8 protein-coding genes are annotated in these 15,091 nt (G+C 63.0%); 1 reads left to right on the top strand and 7 read right to left on the bottom strand.

Going from position 1 to position 15,091, the window contains the following annotated elements:
• Positions 1-2: 2 nt before the first annotated feature.
• The 3 genes from ACREC7_RS06570 to ACREC7_RS06560 form a co-directional block, all read right to left on the bottom strand.
• Entirely contained in the window at positions 3-3,659 is a 3,657-nt protein-coding gene (locus tag ACREC7_RS06570) for a caspase family protein (RefSeq protein ID WP_431554892.1), read from the bottom strand.
• Between the two features lie 294 nt (positions 3,660-3,953).
• Positions 3,954-5,192, bottom strand: a complete 1,239-nt coding sequence (locus ACREC7_RS06565) for a beta-ketoacyl-[acyl-carrier-protein] synthase family protein (RefSeq protein WP_431554891.1) — start codon at positions 5,190-5,192, stop codon at positions 3,954-3,956.
• Between the two features lie 61 nt (positions 5,193-5,253).
• Positions 5,254-5,523: an acyl carrier protein gene (locus ACREC7_RS06560; protein WP_424391253.1), complete on the bottom strand. Its 270-nt coding sequence runs from the start codon at positions 5,521-5,523 to the stop codon at positions 5,254-5,256.
• Between the two features lie 382 nt (positions 5,524-5,905).
• On the opposite strand from ACREC7_RS06560, the gene ACREC7_RS06555 reads away from it, so the two are divergent.
• Positions 5,906-7,645 (top strand): long-chain-fatty-acid--CoA ligase, encoded by a 1,740-nt coding sequence (locus ACREC7_RS06555; protein ID WP_431554890.1) that lies wholly within the window; start codon positions 5,906-5,908, stop codon positions 7,643-7,645.
• Between the two features lie 14 nt (positions 7,646-7,659).
• On the opposite strand, the gene ACREC7_RS06550 is transcribed toward ACREC7_RS06555, so the two are convergent.
• The 4 genes from ACREC7_RS06550 to ACREC7_RS06535 all read right to left on the bottom strand — a co-directional run bounded on the left by ACREC7_RS06550 (position 7,660) and on the right by ACREC7_RS06535 (position 14,853).
• Complete coding sequence (locus ACREC7_RS06550) at positions 7,660-8,868, bottom strand: DUF2147 domain-containing protein (protein WP_431554889.1); 1,209 nt, start codon at positions 8,866-8,868, stop codon at positions 7,660-7,662.
• Between the two features lie 133 nt (positions 8,869-9,001).
• On the bottom strand, positions 9,002-10,300 hold the full coding sequence (locus ACREC7_RS06545; RefSeq protein ID WP_431554888.1) for an acetyl-CoA C-acetyltransferase: 1,299 nt from the start codon (positions 10,298-10,300) through the stop codon (positions 9,002-9,004).
• 40 nt (positions 10,301-10,340) lie between these two features.
• The gene (locus ACREC7_RS06540; protein ID WP_431554887.1) at positions 10,341-12,329 is read right to left on the bottom strand and encodes a 3-hydroxyacyl-CoA dehydrogenase NAD-binding domain-containing protein; all 1,989 of its coding nucleotides are present in this window, start codon (positions 12,327-12,329) and stop codon (positions 10,341-10,343) included.
• A 7-nt stretch (positions 12,330-12,336) separates the two neighbouring features.
• Positions 12,337-14,853 carry an acyl-CoA dehydrogenase gene (locus ACREC7_RS06535; protein WP_431554886.1) on the bottom strand — a complete coding sequence of 839 codons (2,517 nt, stop codon included), beginning with the start codon at positions 14,851-14,853 and terminating at the stop codon, positions 12,337-12,339.
• Between the last annotated feature and the right edge of the window lie 238 nt (positions 14,854-15,091).

The following is a 15,091-nucleotide window of genomic DNA, read 5'->3' as shown; positions in this document are numbered from 1 at the left end:
ACCTATTGGGCGGGGACCAGGCTGTCGTCGTTCACGAAGCCGAGCTGCACTCCATCCTTGGCCACCAGGCTCCAGCCCTGCTCCTTCTTGAGCAAGGTCACGAGGGTCCCCGGCGCAAGTTGGCCGAGTGGATGACCGGCGTCCGGCATTTGGTAAATGTCGGACAGCTTCATCACCACATGCGTCGGCTTCTTGGATATGACCTGCGCCATCCCGGTCTCGGCCTGCAGGGCGGTCTGATGCGCAAGGGAGAAGTTTGACCCGACGATCTTCATTTGTGGAACCTGCCGAACGCCGAAGGCCTGGTACGAGACTTCGGGGACCTGTGCGTCCACATAACCTGCGAATTCGGTGATCTCGATCAGGTTATTGTTGTTGGTGTCGGCCCGCTGTAGCGCGTCGAGCAGGGCGAAGGTGAAAACACCATGCCCGTGATAGCCTTCCAGCGCTGGCTGTTCGTCTTGCGCCGCAGAGAGAATCGTTCGGCCCATCGCGCGCGTGAGCCTCTCGAGCGCGGCGACGCGTTCCAGTCCTCGCACCAGCGGCCCGTCTTGCGTCAACGAACCGCTTTCGCAGGTGTCATAGAGAAGGATGCTCTTGCGGGCGGCAATCTTAGAGAACCAAGCCTGCCATTTCTCCTGACCGACGCCCTGCTCGACAATGGATTTCTCCCCGGAGTAGCGGAAGTTCTGTGGAATGAAATAATAATGTCCGTCGACGGTCTTGCCGTGCCCGGCCAGGAAGAAGACGAAGACATCGCGCGGACGCACTTTGTTGGAAAGATCCGCAAATGTCTGTTCCAGCGAATCATTGTTGACCTCGCCGTCCACAAGCTCCGTCACCTCTACCGATTTATACAGACCCTTGCCCGCCTCCCGGAATGCGCTGGCCACCGCGTCGGCGTCAGGCTTAGCGTAAGTGAGCTGCAGTCGGCTATCCCAATAGTCGTTTACTCCGACGGCGAGGACATGCAGCGTGGGTGCGTCTTCGGTTCCCGATGAAGGCCATTCCACTTTGATGCTCGCTGGGTCGGCGGCAATCGCATCGGATCGGTTATAGGCGACGACTTCGATCAAGTTCTCGCCCGGCTCGAGCCAGAGACGTTTGGTAATCTGCGTGGCCCCGGCAACCGATTGCGCCTCGACGCGCTCAAGCCCGCGGTCGAGGCCGAGTGTTATGCCATTGACCCGCCATTCGATCCGTCCAGTGCCTTGCTCACCATTCCGGATCGCGGCGGTGACGTCTATGGAATCGGCGGAAGCCTGCGCGCCATCCGCCGGCGACACGATTTGCACGCTCGGAGGCGAACCGCCGGCAAATAGCGTGGCCAGATTAACGCGCCCGGAAATCTCGCGCAGCTTCCCCGAAGGATCGCCGCGCATGGCTTCGACGATCAAATCCGGTCGATAGAGCGTATCGTACAGGCTGTCTATGGTATGGACGTCTTTGTAGTCATCCCTGACGTAGAGCAGGCGCGCCGCAGGCTGAGTGCCGGCAAAAAAGCCAGCCGGCGTGCGCGTCAGCCAACTGCCGTCCTCGTAGAGCTGAGTGACTATCTGGGGCGCTTCCTTTTTGCGCTCGTTTATGTGCACTGTCCCGTCCTTGGCCACGGAGAGAAGCCGGCCATCGGCCAGGGTGTCGACTAGGACGATCTCCGCGGCGTGCGCTTCGTAGACCTCCTTTATTGGCCAGAGCTGATATTCGGGCTCGGTGACCGACACCGCGCCGTTTTCGGTCCAAGCCATCCAGCCGTCTTCCAGCGGTGTGGCGGCCTTGGACTCTCCACTACGAAAGGTTCGGTTATCGTGGTCTGCGCCGTAACTCGCGACAATCTTGCCGTCGGAGTATTTGAAGAAGCCCCCTCCCGCGACGATTCCGTACGCGCCAACCCAGTAAGCGCTGCCGGTGGCGTCCGCTTTGGCAACGTGATTGACGCTCATGCGGTAATAGGTGCGGCCGTTGGTGTATTTGATCAGCTCCTTGCTGAAGAGCTTCCGTCCTGACGCGACATCGAACGCGTCGAGATGAAAGTTCCCCGACAACAACCTGCGGTCGTTGTCGACAAAGGCCAGAACGTTTCCTGCCATGTTCTTGTCGGACGGCTTCATCGTCTGCACGATCTTGCCGCTGTCGAGGTCGACCAGTCTGATCAAGTCATCATTCATGGTCACCGCCGCGAGGTCGCCGTGGCGGCTGACGTCGAAACCCACGAAGTAGGTGCGGTCACCTGACTTCAGGTCGAGATCACGCGTGATATTGCCTGTGGCGGCATCGACGAACAGAAGTTGCCCTTGGCCTGTGGTCACGATCAACTCCGCCGCCGTCCCGCGGAACCTGGCCTCCGACACCTGGCCGTATTTCTTGTCGAAGGTGATGCTCGCGCGAATCGATCCGCTTTCGAGATCCATGATCCATAAGCGGTTGCTGACATCGTAGTCGCCGCCGCCGGCCACTATCGCCAACGTCTTCTTGTCGGGGGAAAGCTCGGCGAAGGCCGCCGCGCTCGGCTTGGTCTTCGAGGAGGCCTCTTCCTCGCCGCCATTGAGCGCGTGGCTCTCGACCCCAGACGGGGCCGATATGAGGACGCGATTCATCTTGGGGCGAATATCCAGGACGCTGCTCCAAGAGAGCGGCAGCTTGAGAAGGTCTTTAACGGCGCCCGTGCCAATGTCCCAGGCTTGGATCGTGCCTGTCGTGTCGTTCAACGTGGCGTAGGCCAGCGTCTTGTCGTCATCCAGAAAGCTTAGACTGTGAGCCTCCGAGCCTGATTGCCCATAAGCTTCCGCATTGAAGAGATGGGGAATGATCTTGCTGCTGACGAGTTTGTTGCTGCGCACGTCCCTAATCTCGATGCGGTGGTTATCATCCTTCTGGGCGAAGGTCAGGACGACGAGATCGTTGCTGTTGGCGAAATCGGCCTGGCCGGCGGCATATTCGCGAACCACCTTGCGCGTCTGCATATCGTAGACGATCGTTTGCGATGGCTGGTCGGTTGCCGTTCCGACGCTCAGGGCGTAGTGGCCGTCGGGCGTCATGCTGAGGCTGTTGAGGCTCAGCTTCTGGCGGTGACGGAAGAGTGGGGTGAAGGCGCGCGAACCGCTCAAGTCGAGATGCGACACTACCGCTTCGACGCCCGCCGGGCCGGCAAAGCTGCGGGCAACAATAAGCCCTGATTCATCGGGAAGGAGTACGCCCTGGCCAGCCGAGCCGAAGTCGCTCGCGGCGTAGAAGTCGGTTGCAAGACCGGTTTCGACGTCGCGCGTCACCACACCATCGCCGTAGGTCTCAAACAGGCTATTGTGCTTTTCGGAATACGCAACTGTCGAACGGCAGTTCCTGCCGACGAGATGATCGATGGGCCGGAGATTGTCCAAGCGGAACACGTGGACCTTGCCGCAGCTGCCGGCGAGAAGCAAATTGTGCTGCTCCGACACGAAAATGAATTCGTTGCTATCGATCGGAAGCGAGGTCTTGATGACCGGCTTTCTCACCTCCGCGCGCCGATCTTCGAACCGCTTGTCGGCGACCTCTTTGAGCGCTTCTGTCAGCGCGCTGCCTTCGAGTGAGTTCCCCTTCCGCTCCTGGCCGAGAAATTTGGCAATAGCTTGGCTCGTGTCGGTGCCCGGCTTGCCATCGATGCTGGTTCCGTAGCCAAGCACCCAGAGCAGTCGCTGCTGCTCGAGGAGTTCGTTTCCGGCGCGGACGTCATGAACTGGAAAGATGCAAGCGAGAGCCAACAGGGCGCCAATTAGCGCAAGGCGCGCCGGCCTCAAGGATCCGGACATCCAGGGCCCCCTCCAATTTGCTGCCCGCGCATTATGTCGGGCAACAGCATTCCGATCAATCGCCCCAAAGGGCGCGCGGCAGTTGTGCCCCTTGGCGCCGGCGGCGACCGGGCTTCGGCACGCGCAAGACCCTGCTTGGCTGCCAGATCAGCGTGAGGAATTAAGGACTTAGGCCGGCGGCGGTCCAAACACGAGGACCGCATTCAGGCCCCCGAAGGCGAAGGAGTTGGACATGGCGTAGTTGACCTCGCGCCTGCGGCCCACATTCGGGGTGTAGTCGAGGTCGCATTCCGGATCGACCTCGTCGAGGCCGACCGTCGCCGGTACGAATTTCTCCTCGATGGCCTTGACCGCGGCGACCGCCTCGATGCCGCCGCCGGCGCCGAGACAATGGCCATGCATGGATTTGGTGGAAGAGATCGACAGCTTGTTCGCGGCGGTGCCGAACACGCGCTTGATGGCGCGGGTCTCGTTTATGTCGTTCACGGCGGTGGCGGTGCCGTGCGCGTTGACATAGTCGATATCGCCCGGGGACACGGCAGCATCGTCGAGCGCAATCTGCATGGCCATTGACGCCCCGTCGATCGACGGATTGACCATGTCGGCGGCGTCAGCCGTCATGCCGTAGCCCATCAGCTCGGCGAGAATGGGAGCGCCGCGGGCCTTGGCGCGCTCATATTCCTCGAGCATCAGAATGCCTGCGCCTTCCGCCAGCACGGTGCCGTTCCGCCTCTTGGCGAAAGGAAATAGTCCGTCGGGGCTCAGCACCCGCATCGCCTGCCAGGCGCGGGTGGCGCCCCAATTCAACGAAGCTTCGGCGGCGCCGGCAATACCGAAATCGACGAGGCCTTCGCGGATCATGCGGTAGGTCAGGCCGATCGCGTGCGTCGCCGTCGCACAAGCGCTCACCACGCCGAAGGTCGGGCCTTTGATGCCGTATTCGATGCTGACATGAGCCGATGCCGAGCTGCCGATCGCCTTGAGCAGGGTCAGCGGATGGGTGGCGCGCTTATTCTCCTTGAACAGCATTTTGTAGGAAAATTCGAGCGTGGTCAGGCCGCCAACGCCGGAACCGATGATGCAGGCCGAGCGGTAGCTCTCGTTATCCTTGAGCGGCAGCTCGAGCTTCGACTGAGCGACGGCTTCCTGCGCCGCGCAGCCGGCGTATTGCGAATATTTGTCCGCCAGCATGAGCGGCTTCGACTGCAGCCGCTCCTTCGGATCGAAATCCGGAATTTCACCGGCGATGGTGATGTAGAGATCTTCGGTTGAGAAACCTTGAACTTGGCGAATGCCGCACTCGCCGTTCTTGAGCGCTGCCCAAAAACGATCTACGCCAGTGCCCAAAGGAGTAACCACGCCCTGGCCAGTGACCACGACGCGGCGGCGCCCATTAGAATGTGTCATACCAGCGAATGTAACTCCGGAGATTTCAAGTGCCCAGGGAGGTCCCGGGCGGATAGGCCTGTCAAGCGGCTGCGCCCGAAGCCTTCGTCTCTGCGATAATGCTCTTCACGCGATCGACGACGGATCCCACCGTCGCGAACGCCTCTACCTCTTCATTCGCATTATAGGGGATCTCGATCCCGAATGTATCTTCAATATCGAACACGATTACCGCGAGATCAAGCGATTCGATTTCAAGCTCGCTCAAGGGTGTTTCCAGCGTGACCGCCTTCGACGGATCCTTCATGTTCTTGCGCAGAATCTCGATGATCTTGGTAGCCACATCGTCCATATCGCTCTCCCTGCCCCGTTTGCGGGGTCCGTGTCCAAAGGCCCTCCCGCCAATTCATAGCGTTATCGAGGGCAAATCAGGTATTGGAATAGACTTAAAAACTAGGCGAGTCTACGGCGTCCTTGCTCGATTCAGCCGCCCATTGCGGGCTCTCATCGCCAACAAAATTGGCCTTTTTTTGCCTACCGCGCCACGGTTTCAGCATAATCGCGAAGCCTGCTCGCCGGACCGCTTACCGGACGTCCGGCTTCCGGCCGTGATATAGTAGGGGTCGATTCTAGGTGAATGAGAGGCCCTGCGGCCGATTGCCTCCAATTTTTCCGCCGCTTCCTGGCACTTAACCGGAAAGAGGCTAAAAAGACGCTAAGGCGGCACCTGCGTCATGGCTAAACCCGAATTAACTCCAGCGCGTTCGCGGGCCCGCGGAAAGATTTCCGGGGACGATTATCCGTGGCTCAAGGCCTACCCCAAGGACATCGACTGGGGCATGGACATCCGGCCGGTCCTGCTCACGAGCCTGCTCGACGCCGCCGTAGCGGCCCATGGCGCGCTGCCCTGCACCTACTTCATGGGCAAGAGGCTGAGCTTTGCCGAAATCGGCCGGCTCTCGGACCAGGCGGCCAAGGGCCTCCAGGCGCTCGGCGTCGGCGAAGGCGTGAAAGTGGGGCTGTTGATGCCCAACTCACCGACTTTCGTCGTCTTCTACAACGGGATCCTCAAGGCTGGCGGCACGGTCGTCAATTTCAATCCGCTGTACAGCCAGGAGGAGATCGAACTACAGGCCCGCGACAGCGGCGCCAAGATCATGGTGACGCTCGATCTTGCCGTCACCTTCGAAAAGGTCGAGGCGCTGCTTGCGAGCGGCGCCCTCGATAAGGCGGTGGTAGCAAGCTTCGCCGCGCTTCTGCCGAAGCTGAAGGCCGTGGGCATGAAGCTTCGCCGCGGGCCGACGCTCGCCCAAATCGGGAAATCGCCGCATAAGGCCAAGATCGTTGCCGAGATGGACCTTCTCGCCAATGACGGCGACTACCGGAGACCCGCGATCGGAACCGATGCGGTCGCCGTCCTGCAATATACCGGCGGCACGACGGGAACGCCCAAGGGCGCCATGCTCACCCACGCCAATCTCTCGATCAATGTGCGGCAGGTGATGGCCTGGCGCGGACAAACCATGCGGGAAGGCGACCGGATCATCGGCGTTCTGCCGCTCTTCCACGTGTTCGCCATGACCACGGTGATGAATTTCGGCATCGGCCAGGGCATGGAGATGATCCTCTTGCCGCGCTTCGAACTGATCGAGACTTTGAAGCTGATCACCAGGCTCAAGCCGAAAATGATGCCCGGGGTGCCCACCCTCTACAACGCCATGCTGCAGCACCCGCGGATCCGCGATTTCGATCTCACCTCGCTCGAATTCTGCATCTCCGGCGGCGCCGGGCTGCCGATCGAGGTGAAACGCGGCTTCGAGGCGGTGGCCGGCTGCAAGCTGACCGAGGGCTACGGTTTGAGCGAAACCTCGCCGGTCGCGGCCTGCAACCCGCACGACCGCCCGCCAAAGGAAGGGTCGATCGGCCTGCCGCTCCCAGGCACGGAGTTCAGCATTCGCTCGCTCGAGGACCCTAACGTCGAAGTCGAGCGAGGCGAAGCCGGCGAGATCTGCATTGCTGGGCCGCAGGTCATGGCCGGCTATTGGAACAAGCCGGAGGAGACCGAGAACGCGTTTGTCGGGCGGTTCTTCCGCACGGGCGATGTCGGCTACATGGACGAAGAGGGCTTCATCTTCATCGTCGATCGCATCAAGGACATGATCAACGCCTCCGGCTTCAAGGTCTATCCGCGGCGGATCGAGGATGTTCTCTACGAACATCCTGCGGTCGAAGAGACGACCGTGATCGGCGTTCCCGATGCCTATCGCGGGGAGGCGCCGAAGGCTTTCGTTAAGTTGAAGGAGGGAGCGCGGGCCACGCAAGCGGAGCTGCTCGAGTTCCTGAGGCCCCGGCTGTCAAAGATCGAATTGCCGGCCGAGATCGAGTTCCGCGATGAGCTCCCCAAGACGCTGGTGGGCAAGCACTCGAAGAAAGAGCTCCGCGCCGAGCGGGCGGCGAAGAGCCGATCAGCTTAAGTGAACGCGTTGGCCTAGCGGGGCCTGAGCCAAGGCAGAACCTCCTCAGGCTCCTCCTTCGGCCTTGCCTTCGGCTTCACCTTGACCACCCGCGGCGCAGCTGCGGCGGAGGCGGACTCAGAGGCATCGGCCGATAGCGTCTTCGGCTTCGGCTTTGGCTTTGCCGCGGCCGGTGCTGGCGGATCTTCGTCGACGGCTGATGCGACGCTCGCCTCGCTGACCTCAGGCTCTGGCGTGGCCACGGGTGCCGGCTTGGCCCCCACTGGCGCAGGCTTGGTCATCACCATCATGCTCGAGACGTTGTCGCCGGAGAGCGGCAATGGATCGGGGTGACTTGTCGGCGTGGTGACGAGCCCAAGCCCGACCGCGTTGTGCTGGGAGGCGGCCGGCGACACCGATCTCTGCCTGGGAGGCGCGACCGAGACCCTCTCTTCGACGGTTGTCGCTTCCGACGCGGGTCCAACGGCAAGCGGGGTGGCGATCGGCTTCGGCGCCGGCGGCTCGGCGATCGGCTCGCGCGCGGCTTCCATGACGGGCGCCTCTGGCTTCGGCATGGACTTTGGAGCCATATCCATGGGCGGCTTCGAAGCCGTCTCCATGGTCTCCTTCGGAGCCATATCCATGGGGGCCTTCGGAGCCATATCCATTGCCGGAGGTTCGGTTGCTTTGACCTCGATCGGCTTCTGCGCCTCGGGGACAGCGGGCTCGGCAGGCTCAACCGCCTCGCCCGGCGCCTTTACTTCGATGGGCTCTGGTGCGGCCTCGGTGGGCGGAAGCTTGGACCGCGTCCAGTATTTCTCGCCGCAAAGCAGCCAGGCCTTGCAGCCTTTGAGCACGATCTGGTTGCGCGAAGCGAGCGTCACCTTGACGTCGGTATAGATCCTTCCCTCTTCGGGATTGTAGACGCTGCCCTGCCAGGTGCTCGAATCGATCACCACCATGCTGGAAAACAAGGAAAGGCCGATGATCGGCCTGTCGCGCATGGAAGTATTCTCGTTCCGGGCGTCATGCAGCGGTCGCCCACGCGAATCGTTGGGGTCTCTCAGCCAGACGATCTTGCTACAGATGCCACGGCCGCATTTCCTCACCTCCATCTTCGCCGATCCGTCATCCTTGGCCCAAATGCCGGATGGGTCGGCGGCGGAGGCATAAGAGGGCACGCCGGCTGCCAGAAACAGGGCGGCCAGGGCTCCGACTGCCGGGGCGAATGTGCGATGCTTCATAAGAGCACCTCCTCCAAAACTGTCGCGCCGACGGCGCAAAAGACGCCGACGATATTTAAGCTTACGCCCCCGGTTCCTAATCGGGCCTTTATGAGGCCATTGTATGGCTCTTCGGCCCGCAGTCTACCACGGCTCAAGCCATTGTCCCCTGGGCCGGACCAGCCGATCCCGCTCCTTCGAGGATGGCGGCGACCCCCATGCCCCCTGCCGTGCACACCGAAATCAAGCCGCGACGGCCGCCTTCAGTATGCAACAGCTTGGCGAGAACTGCCAGAATGCGAGCGCCGGTCGCGGCAAACGGATGGCCGAAGGCGATGCTCGAGCCTTTGACGTTGAGTTTCGCTCTGTCGATCGAGCCAAGCGCCCGGTCGCGCCCGAGCCGGTTGCGGCAATAGTCGTCAGATTCCCAGGCCTTCAAGGTGGCAAGCACCTGGGCCGCGAACGCCTCGTGAATCTCATAATAATCAAAGTCTTGCAGTGTCAGGTTGCTCTCCTTCAGGAGGTCGCTGACGGCAACGGTCGGCGCCATCAGAAGCCCCTCGCCAGCCACATAGTCGACGGCGGCGGTGCGCCCGAAGGTCAAATAGGCCTGCACCGGAAGATTGCGCTTCGCCGCCCATTCCTCGGAGGCCAGCAGCACGGTGGACGCGCCGTCGGTGAGCGGGGTTGAGTTGGCTGCGGTGATGGTGCCGCCGGCCCGGTCGAAGACGGGCTTCAGCTCCGCCATCTTCTCAAGCGAGATGTCCTCGCGGAGGTTGTTGTCGCGGAATACGCCGGCGCAGGGAATCACCAAATCGTCCATGAACCCCTGGTCGTAGGCGGCAGCCGCCTTCTTGTGGCTTTCATAGGCGAGCAGGTCTTCAGCCTCGCGGGTGATTCCCCATTCCTTGGCCATCAGCTCGCAATGCTCGCCCATGCTCAAGCCGGTGCGCGGCTCCGAGGTGGAGGGTGGCTGCGGGGCAAGCTCCGCCGGGGTGAAGCCTTTGAACACGGCAAGCTTCTCGCCGAAGCTTCTTGCCCGTGAGAGCTGCACGAGCCGCTGGGCGAAGCTCCGCTTGAACACGATCGGCGCATCGCTCGTGGTGTCGGAGCCAAGCGCAATGCCGCAGTCGATCTGGCCGGTCGCGATCTTGGCGCCAAGCCCAAGCGCGCCCTGCAGGCTCGTGCCGCAGGCCTGCATCATGGTGATGGCCGGCGTGGTGGGCGCGAGTGCGCTGCCGATCACCACCTCGCGCGCGAGGTTCCAGTCCTTGGCGTGGGTGACGACGGCGCCGCCGACCACCTCGTCGATATGCGCGCCGTTGAGCGAGAAGCGGTCGATCAGGCCGGCGAGCGCCGCGGTCAGCATGTCGAGATTGGACAATTCGGCATAGGCCGTATGCGAGCGGCAGAACGGGATCCGTACTCCGCCGAGCACCGCGACACGCCGCATCCCTTGTTCCTTCATGATGGCTTGGAGACTCCTTCGCCGCTCACGCCGCTTGCGCCGCAGTGGCTGCGGCCTCTTGGCTGCGGCGGTAATGCAAAGGCCCGCCGCGGAAGGGCGCAAAGCCGGTGCCGAAGATCACCCCGGCATCGACGTGATCTTCATTGGTCACGATCCCATCGGCGAGCGCGCGTTCGCATTCGTCGAGCATGGGCTTGATCAGCTCGCGGCCGAGACGGTCGAGCTCGGCGTTGTCGTATTTCGTCTCGCCACGCTTGGGCTTGCCGTTCTCCCACAAATAGAAACCTTCGCCGGTCTTCTTGCCGAGCTTGCCGGCGCTCACCAGCCTGGACAGCGGGTTGTCCTGCGGCGTGCCTGAGCCAAGCTCGGCGCCGACCTTGTTGGCGATGTCGAGACCCACCAGGTCCATGAGCTCGAGCGGCCCCATCGGCATGCCGAATTTGAGCGCGGCCTGATCGATCTTGTCGCGCGGCGTTCCTTCCGCGTAACGGCGCACCGCCTCCATCATGTACGGGGTCAGCACGCGATTGACGAGAAAGCCGGGGCAGCTCTTGACGATCAAAGGCAGCTTCTTGATGGCGGCGACGAAGGCAGTCGCCTTGCGCACCTCCTCCTCACGCGTCCTCTCCCCGCGCACCACCTCGACCAGCGGAAGCTGTGCCACGGGATTGAAGAAATGGATGCCGACGAGCCGGCCCGGATCTTTCAGCGGCTTGGCGATGTCTTCGATACTGAGCGATGACGTATTGGTGGCAAGCACGGCGCCCGGCTTCATTTCGGCTTCAAGGTCGTGGAACAGCTTCTGCTTGACGTCGAGCTTCTCTACGATCGCCTCGATCACCACATCGGCGTGCTTGATGTACTTGCCTTTCGGGTCGGCGATGAGGCGGGCGACCGCTGCGTCGATCGCAGCCTTGCCGCGGAGCTGCCTCGTGAACAGCAACTTGGCACGGGCGAGAGCCTTCTTGAGCTGGCCCTCGTCGAGGTCCTGCAAGCTCGCCTGCATGCCGCACACCACGCACCAGGCGGCGATGTCGCCCCCCATGGTGCCGGCGCCGACGACATGCACGAATTTCGGCTTGAAGCCGTTCTTCGGCGCCTCGTCCTTCAGCATCTCGGAGAGCATGAACACGCGGCGGAGATTGCGCGAGGTGTCGCTCGCCATCAGCGGCGCGAAGATCTCGGTCTCGGCCGCGCGCATGCGGGCCGGATCGTCGCCGTACTGCTCGAAGAGGTCGATCAGCCGGTAAGGCGCGGGGTAATGGTCCTCGCGCACTTTCTCCGCGGTCTTGGCGCGCATCTGCTTGGCGAGCAACGAGCGCACCGGCTGCTTCAGCATCATCTGCTTCCACCAGGGCGCGCCCTTGGAGCGGCGCTTCTGCAGCACGGCCTTGCGGGCCGCCCAGCGGAGATTGTGATGGGTTGGCACCACCTGATCGATCAGGCCCATGGCCTTCGCCGCGGCCGGCCTGAGCATCCTCCCGGTCAGCATGGCGGTCATGGCGTCCATGGGGCCGGCAACTTGAATCGATCGCACCGTGCCGTTGAGGCCGGGGAAGATGCCGAGCTTCACCTCTGGGAAGCCGAGGCGCGTGCCCTCCTCGCGGTCGGCGATGCGGTAGTGGCAGGCGAGCGCGAGCTCGAGTCCGCCACCGAGGCAGAAGCCATGAATGGCAACGACGACCGGCACCGGCAGCTTCTCGATGCGGTCGAAAAGCCCAAGCGTCTCCTTCACCACCTCCTTGACTTGCGGCTCGGTGGCGAAGCGGGAGAATTCGCGGATGTCGGCCCCGACCAGGAAGCCGGTTGGCTTGCCGCTCATCACCACCAGGCCCTTGATCTCGCCATGGATGGCGGCGGTCTCGGCCCATTTGACGATCTCGCCGAGTTCCTCGGTAAGCCGGCGCCCCATCGAGTTCACACGCTCGCCTTCGCGGTCCATAAGCGCCCAGGCGATGCCCTCGTAATCGACGGAGAGGCGCCAGTCGTGAAGTGCGGGAAGCGGCGTCGGCATGGTCATCCTATTCGGCGGCAATTGGGTCTTTAGGAGGAGCAAAACTGGCCGGCGCTTCGCGTTGTGCCGGCTGTTGGCGCGAGAGCTCGGCCGCGTCGAAATGATCGACGGCGACCACGCGGGCCGTGAGATCGCGAATCTCGGCGAGCGTGCGGGCTTCGTCTTCTGAGATCACGCCCTTCGTCTCGGCTTCGGCGATCCAGTCATTGTTGTAGAAGCGGTGCACATCGCCCTTGCGAATAGCGCGCTCGAGTTTCTTGTCGGCCTCCTCGGCGGCGATGACCTTCAACAGCGTATGTTCGAGCAGCCCGACCCGATCGCTCGGATCGTCGGTGTTGAAAACATCGCGGGTCAGACGGTCGCGGAACTCGCCGGGCTGAAGCGCTGCACGCACGATCGTCTTGCCGTCGCTGTCCGACGCAGGATTGCGGGCGAAGCCGAACGGAAAGACCAAGGGCCGCATGACCACGCCGGCAGAGCGAATCGGAAAATTGTCGAGCGTGCCGGCAAGCGCCTGGTCGAAGCGGTAGAGGCAGTTCTCGGCGCAGTAGTCGACGAGCTTCAGGTCGGCGCGCGGGCAGCCGTCGTCCTCATAGCGCTTCAAGATGCACGACAGCAAATAAAGCTCGGCGAGCGCATCGGCCATGCGGCCGGTGATCTTCTGCCGCATCTTCAGGCCGCCGCCGAGCAGCGCCACGGTCGCGTCGGCGACGAGCGCGAAGGAACGCGAGGCCCGCGCAAGCTGCTTCCACCAGCGTCGCGTCGAGCCGGCGTTGGGTGGGGCGCCGGCAAAGGCGCCGAGCGTCAGATTGTGGAACAGCGCGCCGAAGATGTTCGACACGGTGAAGGCGACATGACCGTCGAAGGCGCGCTCGAACGCGGGCACGCCCAGATCCTGATCGGGGTCCTGCAACGCCTCGATCTCGGTGAAGAGATAAGGATGGCTGCGCAGCGCCCCTTGGGCGAAGGTGATCAGCGTGCGGGTGAGGATATTGGCGCCTTCGACGGTGATGCCGACTGGCACCATCTGATAGGCGCCCTGGATGTAATTAGACGGGCCGTCGCAAATCCCCCTGCCCCCGTGAATGTCGAGCGCATCGTTCACGCTTTGCCGCATGCGGTCGGTCGACACGTATTTGAGCAGTGCCGAGATCACCGCGGGCTTCTCGCCGGCGGACACCATCGAGGCGGTGACGGCGCGGGCGGCCTCGAGCCCATAAGCATTCTCCACCATGCGCGCCAACGGCTCCTCCACGCCCTCCATGTAGCCGATCGGCAGGTTGAACTGCTTGCGGATGCGGGCGTAGGCGCTCGTGGTGCGGAGCAGCGACTTGGCGGCGGCGGCGCTGGTCGCCGGCAGCGAGATGGAACGGCCGGCGGCGAGGCAGCTCATCAGCATGCGCCAGCCCTGCCCTGCCCGCTCCTTGCCGCCGATGATCCAGTCGATCGGCACGAACACGTCCTTGCCGGAGGTCGGGCCGTTGGGGAAAGCTGCACCGGCTGGAAGATGCCGCCGCCCGATCTCGACACCGGGGTGGTCGGTGGGGATGAGCGCGAGCGTGATGCCGACATCCTCGCCGCGGCCGAGAAGGTTGTCGGGATCGAACAGGCGGAAGGCAAGCCCAAGCAGCGTGGCGTTGGGGGCCAGCGTAATGTAGCGCTTGTCCCAGGTGAGCTTCAGCCCAAGCGTCTCCGTGCCCTCGTGCCAGCCTTTGGTGACGACGCCGATATCGCGCATCGACGCGGCGTCAGAGCCGGAGAACGGTCCGGTGAGCGCAAAGCAGGGAATCTCGTCGCCGCGCGCGAGCCGCGGCAGGTAATAAGCCTTCTGCGCTTCGGTGCCGTATTTCTCGATGAGCTCGCCCGGCCCAAGCGAGTTCGGCACCATGACGATGGTGACGCCGTCAGGGCTGCGCGACGAGATCTTGCCAAGCACGAGCGATTGCGCCTGCGCCGAGAATCCCAAGCCGCCATGCTCCTTGGAGATGAGCATGCCGAGGAAGCCCTGATCGCGGACGAAGCGCCAGATGTCCTCCGGCACGTCGTGCAACTCGTGGCGGATGCGCCAGTCGTTGATCCTGCGGCAAAGCTCCTCCGTGGGGCCATCGAGAAAGGCGCGCTCTTCCGCCGTGAGCGTAATGGGATTGACCTTGCGGAGCCGCGTCCAGTCTGGCGTTCCGGAGAAGAGCTCGGCGTCCCAGCCGACGGTGCCGGCCTCGAGCGCCTCCCGCTCGGTCTCGGAGATCGTGGGCATGGCGCCCTTGAGCGCGCGATAGGCCGGCATCACCACATAGTCGCGCTTGAGGCGCGGGAAGGTGAGCGCGAACAGGCCGCCGGCGACGAGCCAGCCGAGAAGTGCCCAGAAATTGAACAGCGGCGCGTGCAAATGGCCGGAGCCGAGGCCCATTTGCAGGCTCAAGGTGAATATTGCGACAGCGAGCGCCCAGGCCCAAAGCGGCGCACGGTTCATGGCAAGCGCGAACAGTGCCGCAAGCGACAGAAGCGCGAAGATGAGCTCAGCCATGGGGACTCTCCGACCGACCCTTTGCCCCTGCCTGCCCTGCGCCCGACGGTGTCAAAGCCAGTATTTTTGTGACGGACCTCGATTCGATCCGTTCGGCCTTATGCCTTCTATGGTCCGGCTCCGTCATCGACTCAAGCTCTTTTCTGGCTTGCTGGACCTATTGGCGAGACGGGCCGGGGCGACGCCGATCAGGCCCCCCGCCCCTCTTCGCAGGCCAAGTCATACCAGCGGATTAACG

Source organism: Methyloceanibacter sp. (assembly GCF_050728395.1).
In the GTDB taxonomy this organism is placed as follows: Bacteria; Pseudomonadota; Alphaproteobacteria; order Rhizobiales; family Methyloligellaceae; genus Methyloceanibacter.
This window is presented reverse-complemented; position numbering and strand designations above follow the sequence as displayed.

What these genes read in the sequence shown, in the direction of transcription:
- ACREC7_RS06560 (WP_424391253.1), bottom strand. Translation starts at nt 5,523, where the DNA reads ATGGACGATGTGGCTACCAAGATCATCGAGATTCTGCGCAAGAACATG.
- ACREC7_RS06545 (WP_431554888.1), bottom strand. Translation starts at nt 10,300, where the DNA reads ATGCGGCGTGTCGCGGTGCTCGGCGGAGTACGGATCCCGTTCTGCCGC.
- ACREC7_RS06540 (WP_431554887.1), bottom strand. Translation starts at nt 12,329, where the DNA reads ATGCCGACGCCGCTTCCCGCACTTCACGACTGGCGCCTCTCCGTCGAT.
- ACREC7_RS06535 (WP_431554886.1), bottom strand. Translation starts at nt 14,853, where the DNA reads ATGGCTGAGCTCATCTTCGCGCTTCTGTCGCTTGCGGCACTGTTCGCG.
- ACREC7_RS06555 (WP_431554890.1), top strand. Translation starts at nt 5,906, where the DNA reads ATGGCTAAACCCGAATTAACTCCAGCGCGTTCGCGGGCCCGCGGAAAG.
- ACREC7_RS06550 (WP_431554889.1), bottom strand. Translation starts at nt 8,868, where the DNA reads ATGAAGCATCGCACATTCGCCCCGGCAGTCGGAGCCCTGGCCGCCCTG.
- ACREC7_RS06565 (WP_431554891.1), bottom strand. Translation starts at nt 5,192, where the DNA reads ATGACACATTCTAATGGGCGCCGCCGCGTCGTGGTCACTGGCCAGGGC.